The sequence below is a fragment of the Halorussus limi genome, from assembly GCF_023238205.1.
Lineage (GTDB): Archaea > Halobacteriota > Halobacteria > Halobacteriales > Haladaptataceae > Halorussus > Halorussus limi.
This window is the reverse complement of sequence record NZ_CP096663.1, coordinates 111,636-131,494: the sequence shown is the minus strand read 5'-3', so window position 1 is coordinate 131,494 and position 19,859 is coordinate 111,636. Positions and strand designations below refer to the sequence as shown.

Genomic DNA, 19,859 nt, shown 5'->3' with positions numbered 1-19,859 from the left:
ACCAGGGCTACACCGACCGTCCCCGTTCTGGGGAACGACCTATAGCTCAGTGGCAGAGCATCTCCGTTTCAAGGAGAAAGTCTAGGTTCGATTCCTAGTGGGTCCATGCCGTGGTGCGAATCGAACCGTGTCCCTTAAGTGGAAGACGGCGCAACGATTCAATCCACACTAACCGATGCACTACACCGTGAGAGCGTGTGTAGGAAGGGTTCGACGCACGCTCCTACATCACCTGTAGGACGTGATGATGACGACCGTATGTACGTGCAATCCAGGCGTCCACTGGATCCGATTGCGATGCAGTCAACCCGGGTCACAGTGCGATGTACGATTACCAACAGCGTGGCTACTGTGCCAGCTGGTGGATGGCTCGGCTCGAGCGCCGACGAAGGACGTGCCAAGCTGCGATAAGCCTGAGGGAGCCGCACGGAGGCTTAGAACTCAGGATCTCCGAATGGGAATCCCCACAGCAATTGCCTTGCGCAATGGGGAACGTCGAGAATTGAAACATCTTAGTATCGACAGGAAAAGAAATCGCAAGAGATGTCGTGAGTAACCGCGAGTGAAACCGACACAGTCCAAACCGAAGCCCTCACGGGCAATGTGGTGTTTCGGACTGACCCTCAGCACCCGACCACTCAAACGAAGTCTTCTGGAACGGAGCGCGACACAGGGTGAAAGCCCCGTAGTTTGAGTTAGTACGGTGTGCGTCAGCTCCAGAGTAACAGGGATTGGAAATTCCTTGTGAATATCGCGGGCATCGACCGCGAAGACTAAACACGACTCGAGACCGATAGCGAACAAGTAGCGTGAGCAAACACTGAAAAGCACCCCACAACGGGAGGTGCAATAGAGCCTGAAATCAGTTGGCGATCGAGCGACAGGGCACACAAGGTCCTCTAACAAACGACACGAGTGCAAACTCGCAGTAGGACTTAGAGGAAGCCGGTGTTCTGTCGTACGTTTTGAAAAACGAACCAAGGAGTGTGTCTGATTGGCAAGCCTAACCGGTTCATCCGGGAAGGCATAGGGAAACCAACATGGCCGCAGCCTTCACAGGCGAGGGCCGCCGTCTTCAAGGGCGGGGAGTCAACCGGATGCGACCCGAAACCAGATGATCTACGCGTGGGCAAGGTGAAGCGTGCCGAAAGGCACGTGGAGGCCTGTTAGGGATGGTGTCCTACAATACCCTCCCGTGACCTACGTGTAGGGGTGAAAGGCCCATCGAATCTGGCAACAGCTGGTTCCAACCGAAACATGTCGAAGCATGACCTCCGCCGAGGTAGTTCGTGAGGTAGAGCAACCGATTAGGGGAACCAACTTCGAGAGAAGTTGGTCCCCTTGTCAAACTCCAAACTTACGAACGCCGTCGACGCGGGGAATCCGGTGTGCGGGGTAAGCCTGTGCACCAGGAGGGGAACAACCCAGAGTCGGGTTAAGGTCCCAAAGTGTAGACTAAGTGCAATCTGAAGGTGGTCTCAAGCCCTAAACAGCCGGGAGGTGAGCTTAGAAGCAGCTACCCTCTAAGAAAAGCGTAACAGCTTACCGGCCGAGGTTTGAGGCGCCCAAAATGATCGGGGCTCAAGTCTACCACCGAGACCTGACCATGCGGATAACACCGCAATTGAGTAGGTTGGCATTCCGTTTGGATGGAAGCTCGGGCGAGAGCTCGCGTGGACCGAACGGGAACGAAAATCTTGGTCATAGTAGCAGCGTTAGTCGGGTTAGAACCCCGACGGCCTTACGAGTAAGGGTTCCTCGGCAATGCTGATCAGCCGAGGGTTAGCCGGTCCTAAGTCTCACCGCAACTCGAATGAGACAACAGGGAAACAGGTTAATACTCCTGTGCCATCATGCAGTGAAACCGACGCCTTGGGAACCATCGAGCCGGGCTTTCGCCCGGTCGAATCCAGGAACTTCGTGGAAGCCGTAACGGCACGAAGCGAACGAAGCTGGAGATAGCGCAAGTCGGTGTTACCTAGGGCCCGTGAAAAGGGAGCATGATGTCCGTACCGAGATCCGACACAGGTACTCTGGCGGTGAAAGCCAAGGTCTGTCGGGAGCAACCGACGTTAGGGAATTCGGCAAGTTAGTCCCGTAAGTTCGCGATAAGGGATGCCTGCTCCGGATAGGAGCAGGTCGCAGTGACTCGGACGCTCCGACTGTCTAGTAACAACATAGGTGACCGCAAATCCGCAAGGACTCGTACGGTCACTGAATCCTGCCCAGTGCAGGTATCTGAACACCCGGTACAACGGGGCGAAGGACCTGTTAACGGCGGGGGTAACTATGACCCTCTTAAGGTAGCGTAGTACCTTGCCGCTTCAGTAGCGGCTTGCATGAATGGATCAACGAGAGCGTCACTGTCCCAACGTTGGGCCCGGTGAACTGTACGTTCCAGTGCGGAGTCTGGAGACCCCCAAGGGGAAGCGAAGACCCTATAGAGCTTTACTGCAGGCTGTCGCTGGGACACGGTCGCTGATGTGCAGCATAGGTAGGAGACGTTACACAGGTACCCGCGCTAGCGGGCCACCGAGTCAGCATTGAAATACTACCCGTCAGTGACTGTGACCCTCACTCCGGGAGGAAGACACCGGTAGCCGGGCAGTTTGACTGGGGCGGTACACGCTCGAAAAGATATCGAGCGTGCCCCAAGATTTCCTCATCCGCGTCAGAAACGCGGAACAGAGCGCAAGAGCAAAAGGAAGTCTGACAGTGTCCTTCACAACGCGGGACGCTGACGCGAAAGCGTGGTCTAGCGAACCTATCAGCCTGCTTGATGCGGGCGATAGATGACAGAAAAGCTACCTTAGGGATAACAGAGTCGTCACTCGCAAGAGCACATATCGACCGAGTGGCTTGCTACCTCGATGTCGGTTCCCTCCATCCTGCCCGTGCAGAAGCGGGCAAGGGTGAGGTTGTTCGCCTATTAAAGGAGGTCGTGAGCTGGGTTTAGACCGTCGTGAGACAGGTCGGCTGCTATCTATTGGGGGTGTTACGGTATCTGACGGGAACGATCGTATAGTACGAGAGGAACTACGATTGGATGCCACTGGTGTACCGGTCGTCCGAAAGGGCGCGTGCCGGGCAGCCACGCATCACGGGGTAAGAGCTGAACGCATCTAAGCTCGAAACCCACCTGGAAAAGAGATACCACCGAGACCACTCGTAGAAGACGAGTTCAATAGGCTCGGGATGTACGCGCCGAGGCAACGAGGCGTTCAGTCCGCGAGTACTAACCGGTCGAGCCACACACTCATCAAACACCGCACTGCACCCGGAGTGACTCCATCACAATCGGGTCCAGGCGCAAACTGGATTGCACACACATTACATACGGTCACATCAACTATCGAATCACCGACGGTGGACCACTATCGCGGTTCGATTCCGCGAGTCGGCGTTAAGGCGGCCACAGCGGCGGGGCGACTCCCGTACCCATCCCGAACACGGAAGATAAGCCCGCCTGCGTTTCGACGAGTACTGGAGTGCGCGAGCCTCTGGGAAATTCGATTCGCCGCCTCCCACTCATACCCTAGAACCCCGCACAGCACACCACTGTGCGGGGTTCCTTCATTTCGAACCAAACGCAATGGTCGAGCTTCTGCTTGTTACTATATTCGAACTACGTGGCGGTCACACTCTGCGGTATTTATATCGAATTCCTATATATATATATATATATATCGGGAACTCTACAATAAATGCAATTCATAGAGCGTTTTGGGAGTGTTTACTTCTCTATTCCCGAGAAAGAGTCTCCCACGCGATATTTGTGTTCTTATAATACAAAAAATATATACTAATTATTATTGGGAATGGCGGCTCAGTTGCCATCGTCATCACAAGGGGCTCAGTGGGGTAACTATTCGTCATTGCCGCCAATAACGGGTATACGGTTCACAGTAAACAAAGGTCCGTTTTTGTCTGGCCAAGACGGCATGACAGACAGAAGATTAAGAAAGGACACGTTTCACTGAAAGTTGATGCCGAAGTCGGTATGATGGGTGAGTCGCTATTGTACGTATGCAAGTTACCTTTCTTGGAACGAGTGGGGCTATCCCCACGATCGAGCGGAACCCGAGTGCAATTTTGCTTCGGCGGGACGGTGAACGGTTTCTCTTCGATGTCGGTGAAGGAACACAGCGTCAAATGATGCGTTATTCTACTGGGTTCGACATTACTGCTATCTTCCTCACTCACCTTCACGGAGACCATATTCTTGGCCTACCGGGATTACTTCAAACATTAGAATCAACCGAACGAGCAGCACCACTCACAATATACACTCCGATAAAAACTGGAGAAAACATCACACAATTGCTTGCTGCTACGGAAACTAATCCAACGTACTCTGTTTCGGTTCAAGAAGTTAATCCCGGTGAGATTGCTGTTGACCATGATGAGTACCGAATTCAGGCGTTTGAGACAAACCATCAAACACAGTCTGTAGGGTACGCCTTTATCGAGACCGAGCGAAAGGGGCGTTTTGACCGCGAACGGGCCGAAGAACTCGGTGTTCCTGTTGGGCCAAAATTCCAGCAACTCCACGAAGGACGATCTATCGAACTTGACGACGGAACCGTTATTCAACCCGATCAAGTTGTCGGTGATCCCCGTCCTGGGAGACGGATTGTGTATACTGGTGATACTCGACCTTCGGACATTACAGTTTCTGTAGCTATGGACGCTGATCTCCTCATCCACGAAGCGATGTTCACTCAGGAGTCCACTGACCGAGCATGGCAAACAGGTCATTCAACGAGTCAGGAGGCCGCGGAGATTGCCCGTCGTGCTGATGTTGATCGACTTGCATTAACTCATGTTTCATCTAGATATGGAAACGACACTAGTGAGATAGAATCTGAAGCGCGCGAATCAACTGATGCGGAGGTCCTTGTTCCGGATGACGGGACATCCCTCACTATTCCATATCCCGATCAAGACTAGGAGGAGAGCTACCTGCTACTTCTCAAAATATATTCCGTGTAAGGAAGCGAAAGCGAGGAAAAAGACCATCACTGCTAAAATCTGCTATAAGAGCGTGTATCGTACTCGCTTTTGGCGTTTCTGGAGAGACTGTTCCGTTCTCAAATCGGGTAGAAATGTGGTGAAGGAACGCGATTGCGTTCTTCCGAGCCTTTTCACGAGTTTCATACTGTGCAACAGGGTAGTCGTGACGTGTTACACGTGCATTTCGAGTAATCGTCGAGAGGCGGAGTTTGAACAATGGTGCCTCCGACGCGGGTATGAGAACGGAAACCAGAAACGTCGTTTCGGAGTCGGTCTGATATCTATACTCAAATACAACTGATTCCCGTTGCTCTGTAGGTGGGACTTCAGACCAGCCCGTTGGTAGTTCAGAATCCGAATTAGTCATGTTGATAGCCACTTAGTACTGGTTGAGATGTGCACGCGTTGATCGAAGTTCAAATTCGATCTGATCATCGGGCCGTTTCGTTATCCAGAGTATGCCATCGACACACCTCGCAAGTTCTCTCATTGTCTCTTCGTCGTGTGCTGTGTAATCGAGACCAAAAAGACCGAGCCCAGCTGGTGTTCGGATTCCGGAGATGCGACTGAGAACTGTCGAAACACGCTTAACAGGAGTCGATGCCAAAATCGGCGAGAGTGAGCGAATAACGATGTGGCGCTGACCAGTTATCGAACCGCTTATCTCGGCTAACTCGGATATCGCGAGAACGAGGCGTTCGAGGTCGTCCGGTGTCGGAATTGATATCGTCGGGGTATCCTCATAGGGTGCCGAGATGTACTGTTTGGAGGCCATATCGACGAGACGGAGTTTCGAAGGGTCTGAGGTCGGACATACGCGTTCGTATCGGCTAATAGTCTGAGATGCATTCTCGGTTGCCGTCACGACAACTGATGTATCAGCACTCCTGCTATAATGGCAGAGTGCTCGGAGACAAAGAGCGTATGCTGTTGGATCGATTGTCCCAGCTACAAGAACTGTTGTGCCGTCCGCTAAAACTTCGGGGAAATTCTTAATGGTAAGCTCAACTCCGTCCGTAGGTTGTTGTGATGAGTTCTCCATAATTGCTAGCCTCCCTCTTGAGATAGTGTCCGCTGTGAGGATCTCCTCAATTTTGCGAGCGTGCGTTCGGGATAATATCTCGCGCCACATAGTGGACACTCTGCAATTTGAACGGTACCACGCCACTCCGTGGATATTGAGAGGTCCCGCACGTGGACTACTCGTTCGTTGAGGGCAGTTCCACAGTCCGTGCAGGGGAGATCTGTTTCGTTGGTCATAGGTGCGGTGTCTCTCCGGGTACTGCTCAGCCCCGTCAAGGGACACCCAACGACCGCTGGGGACGAACCGTCGCTGGCACGGCGCATCTCAGAGCAGTGCCATCGGAGGACGCCCCTATGGTGGCGAACCGATGGGCGAGTGGAAAAAGGACGGGACGGAGTCCGGGATACAATTACTACTTTTGTCGTGGCCGATAAATAGATTTCGCCGCAGTAGTCGACGATTCTTCAGTCAGTACGTCGGTAACGCGAATACGGTGCTAGTGAACTACCTCACCCTACTCGCTCACGGCTTGCGCCGTTCGCTCGGTGAGGGTGGGGCTTCCTGTTTCCACGACACGCTTTGCAGATACAGGTGTATCCGCAGGGAGCGCAGTCTCCACAGGCGTTGCTTCGGAGTGTCCCACTCCTACATCTTCGAGGCCGCGAGAACGAATGTTCCACGCCGCGTTCGCGTCCCTGTCCGCCTCGAACCCGCAGGCAGGACAGGAGTGTTCACGAACCCACAGTGGCTTCTGCGTCGAGACACCGCAGGATGCACACTCCTTGGTCGTCCCTCTCGGGTTGACCGCCACGAAGTACGCCCCTTCGCGCTCGCACTTGTATTCGAGCAACGAGAGGAACGTTCTCCACGCGGCGGACGCCGTGTTGCGGCTGTTCGACGGTGACTCCATCATCCCCGTCACGTTCAGGTCTTCGACCGCCACAAGGTCGTACTCCCGAGCGTAGTAGGCAGAGAGCTTGTGCAAGAAGTCGCGGCGCTTGCGTCGGAGGTCGGCGTGACACTCTGCGACTTTTCGCCGTTGCTTCTCCCAGTTTTTCGACCCGTGCTGTTTGCGCGAGAGTTTCCGTTGCTCGCGTTCCAAGCGTTCACATTCGTCCGAGAGGTCGAGCGACCCGACCGCCGTGCCGTCGGTGTCGTGGGCGTACGTGAGAATCCCCACGTCGATACCGACGCACTGCTCGGGATTCTCGGGTAGTTCGGGTGATTCACGGTCCAGTTCGACGCCGAAGGTGGCGAACCACTCGCCCGTCGGCTCTTTCTTGACCGTGACCTGTTTGAGTGTAGCGTTGTCGGGGATAGGTCGGTGGAGCCGAAGCGGGATGTCCGCGAGTTTTGAGAGTGACAGGACAGTCTGACCGCCCTTCTTGTTGAGCTTGAAGCCAGACTGACTGTAGGTGAAACTGCGGAACTCCCGTGGCGGTTTCCACGTGAGGTGACCGACGCCGTAGCCGTTCTCCTTGAGTCCTCCGAGCGACTTGACGTTCTGTTCAATTCGCATGACCGCTGTTTGCAGAACTGTCGAGTACACGTCCGAGAGTCCATCCCACCAATCTTTCAGGGACGGGATTTCGTCTCGGATGGACCGAACACGCTGATTAAGTGTGCCTGCGTCTTCGGGGATTTGGTTGAAGCGGTAGAGGGCGTGATTGTATAGTTGCCTACAAATGTCTCGGTGGCGGTCCAACTCCTCTCGGTGGACGTTGGACGGTTTGAGACGGTACTTGTAGGCGTAGTACATTCGCTATTCGTGTTCCTCGATATACTCGTCAAGTCGCTCGCGGATGAACGACGAGAGGTTCAGGTGGTGTTCTTGAATCCACTCGTGTTGGTCCTCTCGGAGTGTGATTGTAGTCCGCTTCACAATATGCATTGTATTCACTATATGCAAAGGCGTTGCGATTACGTGGGCCTGTGGGCCGAGTGTCGAATCGTGTATGAGAACTGTGCGGCGCTGTATCCCCTCCCTACTCGCTCCCTTCGGTCGCTCGTTGAGGAAGGGGGCTTAGCGCCTCAATTCAGCTAACCGAGTCGGAACGTCTCTGTGTTCTTCGGGGCGTATGTTCGGAGATTGAATTTCTGATACAGTGCAGAGGAAAACTGGTCTGTCGCTGATTCGTCACCGTGAACGCAGAGTATTTTGTGTGGACGAGGTTCCATCGTCCGGACGAAGTCCTCGAGTCCGTTTCGATCTGCGTGTCCCGAGAATCCACTTACTGACTCGACGCGGAACTGAAGCGTCAGCTCCTTTCCGCGGCGACTGTCACTGAACGGAATCTTGCGTTCGCCGCGCTGGATTCTTCGCCCGAGTGTCCCTTGAGCTTGATACCCCACGAAGAGGAGGGTGTTTTCAGGATCTCCACCGAGCAGTTCGAGCCACGATATGATTGGGCCACCTGTCACCATCCCCGAGGTTGAGAGGATGATACATGGATCACCGGCGGCTATCTCCTCACGCATTTGGTCGCCTCCATCGACTTGTTGGAACTGATCTGCGAGAAACGGATTCTCGTTGTCGTGGAGAATCCGCTGGCGCAATCCATCACGTAGGAACTCAGGATACGCGGTATGGATTGCCGTCGCCTCCCGAATCATCCCATCAAGGTAGACTGGCATCGTCGGAATCTTCCCCTCGCGCATCGCCTCCTCGAGGACGAGCATGAGCTCCTGAGACCGACCGACAGCGAACGCTGGGATAACGACCGTTCCGTCTCTCTCAGACGTTTCGTTAATCAGTTCGATAAGACGACGTTCGCTATCCTCTTGATCCGTCTGATAGTCGTTTCGTCGGCCGTATGTCGACTCTAGTACGAGCGTCTCGACACGCGGGAAATCGTTCGATGCCCCATTGAACAATCGTGTATCTGTATGATGAATATCCCCTGAGAAAACGAGATTGTGGAATCCACTTCCGATATGGAAATGTGCAACTGCACTTCCGAGAATATGCCCTGCGTTGTGGAGCGTCAGTTTGATACCCGGTGCTATATCGGTGACGTCTCCGTAGTCAAGTGTAATTGTGTGTTTGAGTTCTTCTCGAACCATCTCGCTCTCGTATGGCGGTGTACGCCCCTCCTTCGCGGCGACGTCGAGATAATCGAGTTGCAATAAACCCATCAAGTCCCGTGTCGCTTCTGTCGTGTATACTGGGCCGTCATACCCATATTTGAACAGGAGTGGGAGAAGCGCACTGTGGTCCAGATGGGCGTGCGTCAACACGACAGCATCAAGATCCGCAATTGGATTTGCTTCTGGAAGTTGCAAGTACGGTACTTCACCCTCGGCCCCTGGCTTATCGCCACAATCGATGAGAACGCGTGACTCTGGAGTACTCAGTATAAAACTAGCTCGACCAACCTCGCGGCAACAACCGAGCGTCGTCACACGCACCCACTCTGGGTCCTGACCGGATTCACGATGAATCTCCTCACCGACTTGCTCTAAAAATTGCCGCCGCTCACCGCGTTCTTGCTTGAGGAAGTTCCGGACGTTGTCGACCGTCGACGATTCCATCGGTGGTGTTCGGAGGACTTCCGGCGTCCAACCGACTTCTTTGGTTATCTCTCGGAGTGTACTGGCCCGACTTCCGATAACGAGTCCCGGTTTTTCAGCCTCAATCAACACCTCCCCCGTTTCGGGATAGAATTCTAGGTTCGTGATCCCTGCTTTATCGGGAATGAGATTGCGGATTCGTGGTTCTGCGTCGGTCGGACTCGTCTGTGTTCCCGGTGCGGGTCGGACGGTAATTCGCTTGCGTACCGTACTTGCGAGCCGGCGGACAAGCCCATCCTGTTCAGCAAACTTCCGTGGCGTATCAGTATAGATGATGAGTTCTGGGCCTTCGTACGTGACTCTCGAGATGGAGAGCTCATCCGGAATCTCGTTGTTAAGTTTCTCTCGTACCGAATCGAGTGCAGTCGTGTTATCGTTTGTAGTCATATGTTACTGGAGGTGAACCGGGGGAGTGACCGACTGACGGGAGCGGACAAAGTTTCCAGTAGGCAGGCTCTCAGCACGGTCCGTGTACATTTCTTGAACCAGCGGGACACTGTCGTCTATTTTCGCTGGTAGTAACACCGATTATCGACCAACGATGTCGAGACAGCGAGTCCACCAGCATACGAACGGATGAAATCGTTCAATTAGGAATTGCCGACGACCCGTATAAATCTTTTCTGCTGTCTACAACTACCGTAGAAGTAGATAATCCGGCACAGGCGGCGACACGCTAGTACCGCTCAATGAAGGCTTTTGATAAAAAGTCTCCGTCTTCTTATTTGCGTTCGGCGCAGGGAAGCCCGTTATGCTGGCACCATCGACAGTGAGTCCCGGCTCGATACTTGTCGAATGCGGTCGATTCGATATCGTTCATCGTCTCCGTCAACGCCGAGCGTACGGTGTCAAGTTCTGTTTCGCCGAACGTGCTGGTCTCGAGTTTCGGCCCGACTGCACCGACGTATGCGTACCCGGCTTTGGAGACGGGTTCGTCGTAGAGGTCGCGGCACGCGAGCAGGTACAGCGGTAGTTGCCTATCGTTCTCGATGTCGCGGTGTCGTTCAGTCGCCTTGTAGTCGACGACGACTAGCTCATCCTCGGGATTCCGATAGACCGCGTCCACAAATCCTACGAGTTCGTGGCCGTCGAGAGTCAACTCGAACTCGCGCTCTGCGTCGAGCAGTTCCCACTCGCTCACTTCGAGTTCAAAATAGCGGTCGATACACGCCCGAACTGCATCGACCGTGTCCTTCGAGTGTCGCTGTCCCGCGAGCCGGTCGCAGAGTTCGTACCACACGTCGGGCGTCGTCACTCCCCGTCTGTTCGCCATCTCGGCGACGTCGTGGAAGAGCAAGCCGACTTCGTGTTGCGAAACGCCGCCGGTCTCATCACCTGCTGGACTCCCGGACCAGTAATCCGGGAAAGCATCGACCACGAAGTCGAGATAGTGTTGTCGCGGACACTGCTCGTAGCGTTCGAGCGACGTGTAGCTGTGTCGAATCGGAGGGTCTGCTTTCGATACCCCACCGATGGTCTCGACTTCGAACAGCCCCGCTCGGTCTGTTCTATCAAGCTCACCGGCCACGGAATCGCCAGCGATCGCGAGAACCTTCTCACGGCCTTCAGTCGCCGAGAGTACATCCCCGTCGTATCGGACTTCACCGCCGACATCGCCGACGACAGTCGATGCGAGCGAGTCGGTCCACTCGGTCGCCGTCTCGGGGAGCGACTCCTGTAGGTCCGACCAGATGGGGAGGTGGCCACTTCCGGGTCGCCACGGAGCGGTCTCGGGAAGAATCTCCGCGACCGCCTCGTGGACTTCGCGCTCGTTGTCCGATTCGCCTTCCGGCGCGCGTCCCTGAAGCACGAGCAGTTCCTCGGCGCGGGTGACGCCGACGTGGAGCACCCGGCGCGTCTCTCTGGCGTCGCGGGCGACGAGGTCCTCGCGGAAGGCCGAGTCGGGGTCGCCCGAGAGCGCGGTTTCGAGGGTGTCGTAGGTGCGGGAGTCGGGTTCCCACTCGTCGGCGGTGAGTCGGGGCATCAGCACAACCGGGAAGTCCAAGCCCTTGCTCTTATGGACGGTCATGACGTTGACCGCGGCGTCGGCGAGGTCCGGTTGGCTGGTCGGCGACGACCCGCTCTCGTCCAGCAGGGAGTCGTAGTGTTCGAGCGAATCGATGAACTCCGGCGTGAGTGGCGGTTGCACCGCGCCGTCGCCGTACTGCTCGATGACTTCCTCAACCTGCGTGAGGTCACGGCGCTCCTGCTCGCTGAGGTACCACTCGACGTTCGTGAGGTCTTTGAGTTCCCGGTAGAGGTGGGCGAGCGAGGCTGTCTCGCGAAGTTCGAGGAGTTCGGCGGCGTGAGTTCGGGCCTCGCGGACGCGGTCCGGTTCCTCGAAGGCGTCGAGGGGAATCTCGCGGAGACCGGCCAACACGCCGTCGTCGTGGTCGTTCAGACGCCGGAGGTCGGCGTCGGCGAGGCGGTAGCGCATCGTCAGCACGCGGTTCCAACTCACTTCGTCGTCGGGACGGGCCAGCGCCTTCAGGTACGCGACGACCGTGCCGACGCCGACCGACTCCGACGCGAGGTCGCCCGCGACTTGGTAGGGAATCCCCGCGCGGTCGAACGCTTCCAAAATCGGCGTCGCGTGGTCGTTCTTCCGGACGAACAGGGCGATTTCGCCCGGGTCGTAGGCTCGGTCGAGGTCGGCGGCCTCCCCGCTGAGGAGGTTCCGGACGACGGTCACGAGTTGCCCGACGCGCTCGTCCTCGTCGTCGGCCTCTTCGACGGTGGCGACGAAGGTTCCGTCGTAGTCCGGTTCTTCGACCCGAGTGAGTGTCTTCTCGCTCTCGCGTTCGTCCAGTCGTTCGAGCGCCTCGTTTGCGAGGTCCAGAATCGGCTGGTGGGACCGGAAGTTCTGTTCGAGGGGTTCGTCGGCGAGGTCGTCGCCGAACTCCGCGTCGAGTTCGTCGGTGATGTTGGCGACGTGCGCGCCGCGCCACTCGTAGATGGCTTGGTCGTCGTCGCCGACCACGAAGAGGCGGTCCTCGGAGACCAGCGAGGTCACGAGGTCGAACTGAAGGCGGTCGGTGTCCTGGAACTCGTCGCAGAAGACGTAGTCCCAGCGGTCGGCGATTTCCTCGCCGACCGACGAGTTCAGCAGGCGCTCGGCCTCGACCACGAGACCGTCGAAGTCGAGTAAGTCGCGCGCTTCGAGTTCGCGCTCGTAGGCCGCGTAGCCAGCGTTCAGGTCGAGCGCGGTCTTGCACTCGTCGGTGAAGGTCCGGAGTTCGTCGGTGAGTTCGAGGTCCAGGTCGTCGGGAATCCCCGAGGGCGCGCCGCTGGCGTAGCCGCCGAGGAGGTACTTCGGGAGCTTGTGAGCGGCGTCGGGGAGCGAGTGCTCGCCCGCCTCGTGGGCCTCGAACGCCGCTTCGAGGGCGTCACAGAGGTCCATCAGTCGGTCGAGCAAGTCCGCGACACTGGCTTCGATACCTTCCTCGCCGAGTTTGTCACGTATCGATCGAATTTCCTCGCACACGTCGGGAATCCCGTCGAGGACCGTCGAGACTGACCGGCCGCCGAGGTGATTACTCGCACTGGCCTCGATGCGGTCGGGAATCTCGGCGAGTTCGTAGACCCGCTCGGCCGACCCAAGATAGTCATCAATTTCCTCGGGTGAGATTCCGCTTCGCTTCATCGACCCGATAAACGAGCGCAACTTCGAGGCCGCGCCGGTCGCGTAGGAGTCCGGGCCGTAGACGTTGGGCTTGACCGACCGATACTCGATTTCGTCCAGCACGTCGAGACAGATGGCGTAGGTCTCGGCGTCGGTTGCCACCTCGAAGTCGGGGTCGAGTCCGGCCTCGTAGGCGTAGTCGGTCAGCAGTTCGTTGCAGATGGAGTGGTAGGTGTAGGCGTCGATGTCGTAGCCCGCGGCCCCGAGTTTGGCGTTGAGTTTCTCGCGCATCGAGTCGGCGGCGTTGTTGGTGAACGTCAGCGCGAGGATGCGGTCGGGCGAGACGCCCTGCTCGTCCACGAGATGCTCGATTTTTCGGACCATCGTGAACGTCTTGCCGGTGCCCGCACCAGCGAGGACCCGCATCGGGTAGTCCTCGGACTCGATGATGGTCTCCTGCTGGGGCTTGGGGTCGAAATCGTCCTCCGGGGTCGGGAGCCAGTCGGGAGTGGCTGCATTTTTCTCGGTCATCGCGTCACTTCCTCCGTGAGATATTCGGGGCACATCGCTCGGTAGTCGCAGTCGGGACACGCCTCCTCACGAATCAGTGAGGCGGGCGCGGGGTCGTAGTTGGCGTCGGTGATGCCGCAGTGGGCACGCTCGGCGAGCGCCCAGATCGCGTCGTAGTACTCCTTGTAGGCCTTCGTGGTCTCGCGTGGCTTTCCACTGACGGTGACGCGATACCCGTCGGGAGTTGCCTCGAAGTCCCGATTGTGGAGCAGACCGTAGAAACTGAACCGGACGGACATACCCTCCTCGTAGCAGTCCGACTGCTTGATGCCCTCGGTGTAGGCGGCGGTCTGGAAGGCGTTCTTGACGCGCTTTGCCTCGTGGGCCTCGCCGTCGAGGTGGTCCAGCAGTCGGTCGCCGGACCAGTGGCCGAGGACGCCGCTGACGGTGCGCTTGTAGTCGATAAGGTGGAGTTCGTCCTCGCGCTCGTCGTAGAGGACGTTGTCCACCTTTCCGTGGAGGCCGAGACCTTCATGGACGCACTCGACCCACTTCTCGGTCGCAATCGACCGGCGGGCGTGGTCGATGCCGTTGCCGTCCTCAGGGTCGAAGAAGGCGTCGATGGCCGCGCGGTTCTCGGCGCGCTGGAATTTTCGGTGCGCTCGGGAGGCGTACTCGTCTTCGTCGAGGTGTTCCTCCCACTTCTCGGGGAGGGCCTCCATCGCTCGCCGATGGATGATTTCAGGGTCGTCACCCGGTTCGGTCGCCTCGCAGACGGCCTCTATCGTTTCGTGGTAGACGTGACCCTGATTCAAGTAGAGTCGCGTCTCGTCAGGCGTCTGAATCTCTTGGTCGTACTTGTGGTCGTACTTCCGCTGGCAGTCGGCATACGTCGCCAGCCGCGACGGCGAGAGGAACGTCGGCTCAGTCATGCCGAACCCTCCCGTCGGCGTCGCGCCGGACTCGTCCATCCGCAAAGTCGATGCGCGCACGGAGCGCTTCTCTGAGGTCCTGACCGCGCTTGCCGCTCCCCTCCAAGAGGCGGTCTATCTCCGCGAACTCCGATTCGAGTGCGTCGAGCGAGACGGCCACGCCCTGACTGTTAGTTCGGCGAACGTCCGCGAGCGCCCGGTCGGCGCGCGAGAGCAGATACTCCTCGGCGGTGCCCTCGCTGTGGATGCCCGATTCGCTCGCCTCGGTGAGCCACGGAAGTCGCCGGAAGGCGTCCGCGAGGAACCGCGACGGTTGGACGCGCTCGTCGAGCGCCGTGTCCTCGTGTTCGTAGAGACAGCAGTAGAGCCGGTCTCGCGCCGTCGCCGCGCCGACCGCGAGGCGGCGGCGCGCGTGTTCGGCGTGATACTGCCGGAACGGCCGACCCGACGCGGTCGAATCGGTGGCGAACGTCGCCGTGACGTCGCTCTCGTCCACGTCGGTGACGCCGGGGTAGTCGGCCATTCCTGCGACGCGTTCGTCCGGGAACAGTCGCGTCAGCGACGGACTACCGGGATACTCCTCGTCGACCACGTTCAGCAAGAACACGACCGGGAACGAACCGTTCTTGAGCGCCTGCAGATGGTCCACGCGGACCCCGCCATCGCGGTCGATGGAACTAGTCTGGTTTCGCTTCGGGGCGTACTCGTGAGCGCGTTCGAGCACTACGGCGAACGACTCCCACGTCGAAGCAATGTAGTCCGTACTTTCGACTGACTCTGCAATTGCAAAAGAATTCTTTATGTTGCTGAACTGGGTTCTGGCGTCGAGCGGTGACTCGTCGGCGGCGATGCGGGCTTTCAGGTTCGACTCGGTCGCCCACCGCCGGAGCGACTCCGCGAGTCCGTCCATTGCCTTAAGTTCGTCAAGTATCGACTCGTCCAGAAGGGGGTCGTCGGCGAGTTCTGGGTCGTCGTCCGCGAGGGCTCGCACGACTCGAAGTAACTCGCGGACGGCCGGGTCGTCTCCGAAGCCTGTCACGGTCGCGGACGACGTGGGAATCCCCTTCTGCTGGAGTTCGCTAACCGTCTCCATCACGGCAGTGCCGCTCTGTTTGACCGCAACGGCGAAGTCGGCGTACGACAACCCTTCCTGCGCTCGAAGTGCCTCGATTTCGTCGGCTACTGCTCCGAGTTGGTCGGCCACAGTCTCCGCCGAGAGGACGCGCACCGTCCCCTCCTCGGGGTCCTCAGCGACCGTTCCGCGTGCAAGGTACGCCGCCGTCGCCATCGGTCGGGTCGCGGGCGGACGCTCGTCTTCGTCTCGTCGCTCCGCGAACGAGACGTGGTCGGTGACGGGGCCGGATTCGACCCACGTCCGCCGGACGCTTCCACCAGTCTCTGCGATGCAGACGAGTTCGCGGTCAGCCGCTAGCGTCGAGAGATACTCGCGGTCAGGTGGTAGAAATTCTTCGAACTCAACGGCCAGCACTGCTTCGGCATCGACGATTGGGTCGGGGTCGTCGGCTTCCTGGAGCGCCGTGGTTGCTTCCGAGATAAGTTGGCCACGTTCGAGGTAGTCATGGTCGGCGAGCCACGCGTGGAAGTCGTCGATTGCGTCGGCGACGTCCGCGAGTTCCGGCGTCTCGTTGAGCGGCGCGTCCTGCCACGTGGCGGTTTCCATCAACTGCGCCACATCGTCTTCGAACGAGGGATTTCCCGAGGCACGCCGGAAGTAGTCGGTCTCCCACTCGTACCCTTCGAGAAACCGATGAACGAGTTCGCGCTGCATGTCGTCCGAGAGGACGGTCCTGTCGTCGGTCTGGTTCACCACGTCCGTCGCCTGCACGACGAGCGAAGTCACCCGCGGAACGCCAGCGTCCAGAACCTCCCCGTCGAGAAACGTTCGGAACGTCCGCATGCTCGTGGGTGTTCCGGTAATCACCAGAATCTCCTCGGAGTCGTGCGAATTGAGTAACCGGCAGTACTGTTGAGTGAGCACGTCGCGCAACGCCCCGGTGGCGAACGGAACCGTGACGAGAGTCCCGTCAAACGAATGTGACTCAGACACCGGTATCGGCCCCTTGAGTTATTTCCCACCGGAAACTGTCAATCCGAATCGGGTGCATGGCCTGAGGGTTGCACACCAACAACACATAAATACCACTGTTCGAATCTATCCATTCTAGACCTGCCCGGAACACTAGCTCTCGGAGTTACAAGACCGTCGAGCCGTTTACTAACGAGTAGAACGTCACAAAGAATTTATCACTGGTGATCAAACCTTCCCTGACTTAGATGGTTTCCCTCACACGCCGCCGCCTCCTCCACGTAGCAACAGTGACTATCGGTGGACTGGCGGGTTGTAGCCAGTTCACCGGCGGTGAAGCCTCATCCACGCGCTCCGTCTCCAACGACGGAGTAACTATTCCCGAATCTGACACCGCGACCGACCCACCGATGGTTCGCCGCCGGGCCGCCGTGCCACCGATTCGACTCACCGACCTGGATAGTGAGCCTACCGAAACACCGCAATGGGAGTCTGCCCCCCGACTCAACCAGTACGAAGTCATCGATTCCCAGTCACGTGCTCGACGGCTTACTGTCGCTGACGGTGTAGGCGGCGATGAACTCTCGTCGTTCATCTCCGCGACGAACTTCGACAGCGAGACCCTGTACTTAGAGACCCAGCAGGTTAAAGAGTGCTTCCGATTACAGCTTTGTTACGTCTCGTGGCAATCGAAGAAAATCCAGACCGACTACACCCGGACGCTTCGACCGTACGACGAATCGTGTACCGCCGACGGTCACGTCTTCGAATCCCGCCTCGTCCGACTTCCCGTCGCACTCGACGCAAAGTCGATCAACTCCTACGGGTCGAGCATTGGCGGAAGCGGACGCTGTAACCGCAGTGGCTCCGCCCGCTCTGAGGGAGCAAGCGGAAGTAGCGATTCGACGACAACGCCTACCACTACTGCGGAGGGTGAGCAGTAATGCGCGGTAGCTCCTCGACGCGTCGTGGTTTTCTGGCGGTCGCCGGTGCGACACTAGCCGCAGGCTGTAGTGAGTTTAACCCACTCGATAGCAGTTCTAGCGAATCTGTCTACAGTCACGAGTTGCCGGATGTCACCGACGACGGTGAATCCGAACCGGTCGTCACCGAGGCGATTCCGGTCGCTATCGAGCAGTCCAAACTGGACGAAGCGACACAGCGCGTGAACGAGCTCCTGGAGACACTTCCAATGCCACTCGGGCCGGAGAGCATCCCGAATGGCTACATCAGACACCGACTTCTCGATGCCGCCAGCGAAGCAACGGCACACGTCGAGGACGCTTGGACGACTCAGACTCGTTTTGCTGCGTTTCAGTCGCTCCGTGAAGCGCGTGCCAGCGCTCGGTATGCCGCGGCCGGCTGGGGATTCGTCGAGCGTGGCGTAACACGGGCCGACTTGAAGGTGGAACATCAGCAGGCGCTCGACGAAGCCCGTACACTCCGGACAAATCACGAGTACCGTGGGACGGACCCGGTCCGTGCAGCGCTCGTCCACGCTCATATCGAGCGAAACCTCAACCACGTCCTTGACGCCCGGACACCATCTGGACGATCTGAACACGGTTCGTTGTTGGCCGTCGCCGAGTGGGGCGAACACGCAGAGCAGGCGACTGCCCTCACCGCTGACAGCCGCTATCTCTACGACCAATTCACGGCCTCGCTTCCGGCTGACGCCGGGACTATCCGCGAGACGCTCGCGACTGCAGCCGAGCGCCTCGCCCAAGACCTTCGGAACCGCCGCAAAGCCTTACCGCCGGAACCGACTGAGGACGACCACGACATCGCGTGGTGGCTTCAGTATCGGCTCCGCGACGATGCAGCGAGGAGTGTGGATGCGGTCGCTGACGCGATTGGTCCGGCTAGTGCGGTGTTAACCGCGACTGCAGGATTCACCGACTTTCTCGCGTATGAGCGCATTCGGGATCGAATCGAGAGCGGCGAGCAGTTCGGCGTTCAGAATGCGGCGGACGTTCGGACGGTGCGCTCGCAGGCCATCGAAGCGATTCGGACGGCACTTGAGGAGAGTCCACGACCGGAACTTATCCGACCGATTCTCGCAGATGCGGCGACTCGCGTCGCCTACGCCGACGAACGTCTCGCTCGTTACCAGGGAGAGGTTCGCCTCGCACAACTTGAGGACTCTGTTCGTGGATATATTACCGCGACTGTCCGCGCTCGGAGTACGTCGTCCGCGTGTCGTCGCGTCCTCGATGCACTCGAACGCTGAGGGCGAGGTTTTGACGTAGGAACTGGCGACTCTCCGGAACTTGTGGGTTAGGATCTCGGTTGTTGCTGTTTTTGAGAGAAGTCTCAGTATGTCGGCCAGTACTAGTGTATTGTCGAAAATCATTAACCAGATATCTTGTCATTGGCGATGTATCCTCTATGGTCGGATGCGTTTCTCTACAGCATTATCTCCGGCACTTCTAGAAATATACTGACTATTATTGGCCGAACAGAAGCTATATACTACCCTGACCAGCACCACGAAATACCGCCGAATCGCGGTCACTCGACCGCGGAACAATACGCTACGTCGCCGACTGAGTAGTCCTAACTCTGCCGATCTAGATATTGGTCCGCGGTTGGACAGCCGACACGGCTACATTCAGGTGAGAAGCCAACCCTATGAACGAACCAACCCCAGACCCGACAGGCGAAGTATCGGCCGAATCTCTAAGTGATGACTCCCACTCTGCGTCCCAACGGAGACACCGTTTCAAAGCAATCATCACCCGCACCTCTCCGCGAGTGACGACCCTTGCAATGGGACTTGCATTCTTTCTCGTCGCTGTCGGCCCTGCCACAGCACAGAGCCAAGTCGGTGATGTGTACTGCAATACTGGCGTCGCAACAGGTATCGATCTCGTGTTCAGCGCAGTTGCCGGACTTGGACTCCCAGCAACGGGCTACTACACCGGGAAGGCTGGCCTCTCGTACATGCGTGCGGGAGGCAATCCCGAGAAACAGAACGAGGCGAAAGAAAAACTCGTCATGTCCGGCATCGGCTTCGGTATCGTCGTGCTTGCCCTCGTTTCGCCCGAACTTATCGACAAGATTGGTAGTCAGATGGGCTTTGGCTTCTCGGACTGCGTAAAGCCATTCTAACCCACCTGAATCGATACTGAATCCCTGTAG

Annotated in this window: 10 protein-coding genes and 2 rRNA genes; 6 read left to right on the top strand and 6 right to left on the bottom strand. The window is 57.8% G+C overall.

Annotated features, from left to right (window positions below):
• Positions 1 to 337 precede the first annotated feature (337 nt).
• The 3 genes from M0R89_RS23175 (at position 338) to rnz (ending at position 4,950) form a co-directional block, all read left to right on the top strand.
• Positions 338 to 3,257 (top strand): 23S ribosomal RNA (locus tag M0R89_RS23175).
• Positions 3,258 to 3,404: 147 nt separating this feature from the next.
• A 5S ribosomal RNA gene (gene rrf, locus M0R89_RS23170) occupies positions 3,405 to 3,526 on the top strand.
• 500 nt (positions 3,527 to 4,026) lie between these two features.
• Positions 4,027 to 4,950 carry a ribonuclease Z gene (gene rnz / locus M0R89_RS23165; protein WP_248653172.1) on the top strand — a complete coding sequence of 308 codons (924 nt, stop codon included), beginning with the start codon at positions 4,027 to 4,029 and terminating at the stop codon, positions 4,948 to 4,950.
• Positions 4,951 to 5,392: 442 nt separating this feature from the next.
• On the opposite strand, the gene M0R89_RS23160 is transcribed toward rnz, so the two are convergent.
• The 6 genes from M0R89_RS23160 to M0R89_RS23135 all read right to left on the bottom strand — a co-directional run bounded on the left by M0R89_RS23160 (position 5,393) and on the right by M0R89_RS23135 (position 16,589).
• Positions 5,393 to 6,055: a DUF7504 family protein gene (locus M0R89_RS23160; protein WP_248653171.1), complete on the bottom strand. Its 663-nt coding sequence runs from the start codon at positions 6,053 to 6,055 to the stop codon at positions 5,393 to 5,395.
• Positions 6,056 to 6,551: 496 nt separating this feature from the next.
• Positions 6,552 to 7,796, bottom strand: coding sequence for an RNA-guided endonuclease InsQ/TnpB family protein (locus M0R89_RS23155; protein ID WP_248653170.1), 1,245 nt, complete (start codon positions 7,794 to 7,796; stop codon positions 6,552 to 6,554).
• 281 nt (positions 7,797 to 8,077) lie between these two features.
• Complete coding sequence (locus M0R89_RS23150; RefSeq protein WP_248653169.1) at positions 8,078 to 9,994, bottom strand: beta-CASP ribonuclease aCPSF1; 1,917 nt, start codon at positions 9,992 to 9,994, stop codon at positions 8,078 to 8,080.
• Positions 9,995 to 10,328: 334 nt separating this feature from the next.
• Positions 10,329 to 13,760 carry an ATP-dependent helicase gene (locus M0R89_RS23145; RefSeq protein ID WP_248653168.1) on the bottom strand — a complete coding sequence of 1,144 codons (3,432 nt, stop codon included), beginning with the start codon at positions 13,758 to 13,760 and terminating at the stop codon, positions 10,329 to 10,331.
• Positions 13,757 to 14,671: a PD-(D/E)XK nuclease family protein gene (locus M0R89_RS23140; protein ID WP_248653167.1), complete on the bottom strand. Its 915-nt coding sequence runs from the start codon at positions 14,669 to 14,671 to the stop codon at positions 13,757 to 13,759. The genes M0R89_RS23145 and M0R89_RS23140 overlap by 4 nt, the downstream gene beginning before the upstream one ends.
• The gene (locus M0R89_RS23135) at positions 14,664 to 16,589 is read right to left on the bottom strand and encodes a PD-(D/E)XK nuclease family protein (RefSeq protein WP_438267707.1); all 1,926 of its coding nucleotides are present in this window, start codon (positions 16,587 to 16,589) and stop codon (positions 14,664 to 14,666) included. The genes M0R89_RS23140 and M0R89_RS23135 overlap by 8 nt, the downstream gene beginning before the upstream one ends.
• 377 nt (positions 16,590 to 16,966) lie before the next feature.
• Between M0R89_RS23135 and M0R89_RS23130 the strand changes: the two genes are divergently transcribed.
• The 3 genes from M0R89_RS23130 (at position 16,967) to M0R89_RS23120 (ending at position 19,829) form a co-directional block, all read left to right on the top strand.
• Positions 16,967 to 17,662 carry a hypothetical protein gene (locus tag M0R89_RS23130; protein WP_248653165.1) on the top strand — a complete coding sequence of 232 codons (696 nt, stop codon included), beginning with the start codon at positions 16,967 to 16,969 and terminating at the stop codon, positions 17,660 to 17,662.
• Positions 17,662 to 18,948 (top strand): hypothetical protein, encoded by a 1,287-nt coding sequence (locus M0R89_RS23125; protein WP_248653164.1) that lies wholly within the window; start codon positions 17,662 to 17,664, stop codon positions 18,946 to 18,948. Before M0R89_RS23130 ends, M0R89_RS23125 begins: the two co-directional genes overlap by 1 nt.
• 401 nt (positions 18,949 to 19,349) lie before the next feature.
• A complete protein-coding gene (locus M0R89_RS23120; RefSeq protein WP_438267703.1) occupies positions 19,350 to 19,829 on the top strand; it encodes a pilin in 480 nt (159 codons plus the stop codon).
• Positions 19,830 to 19,859 lie beyond the last annotated feature (30 nt).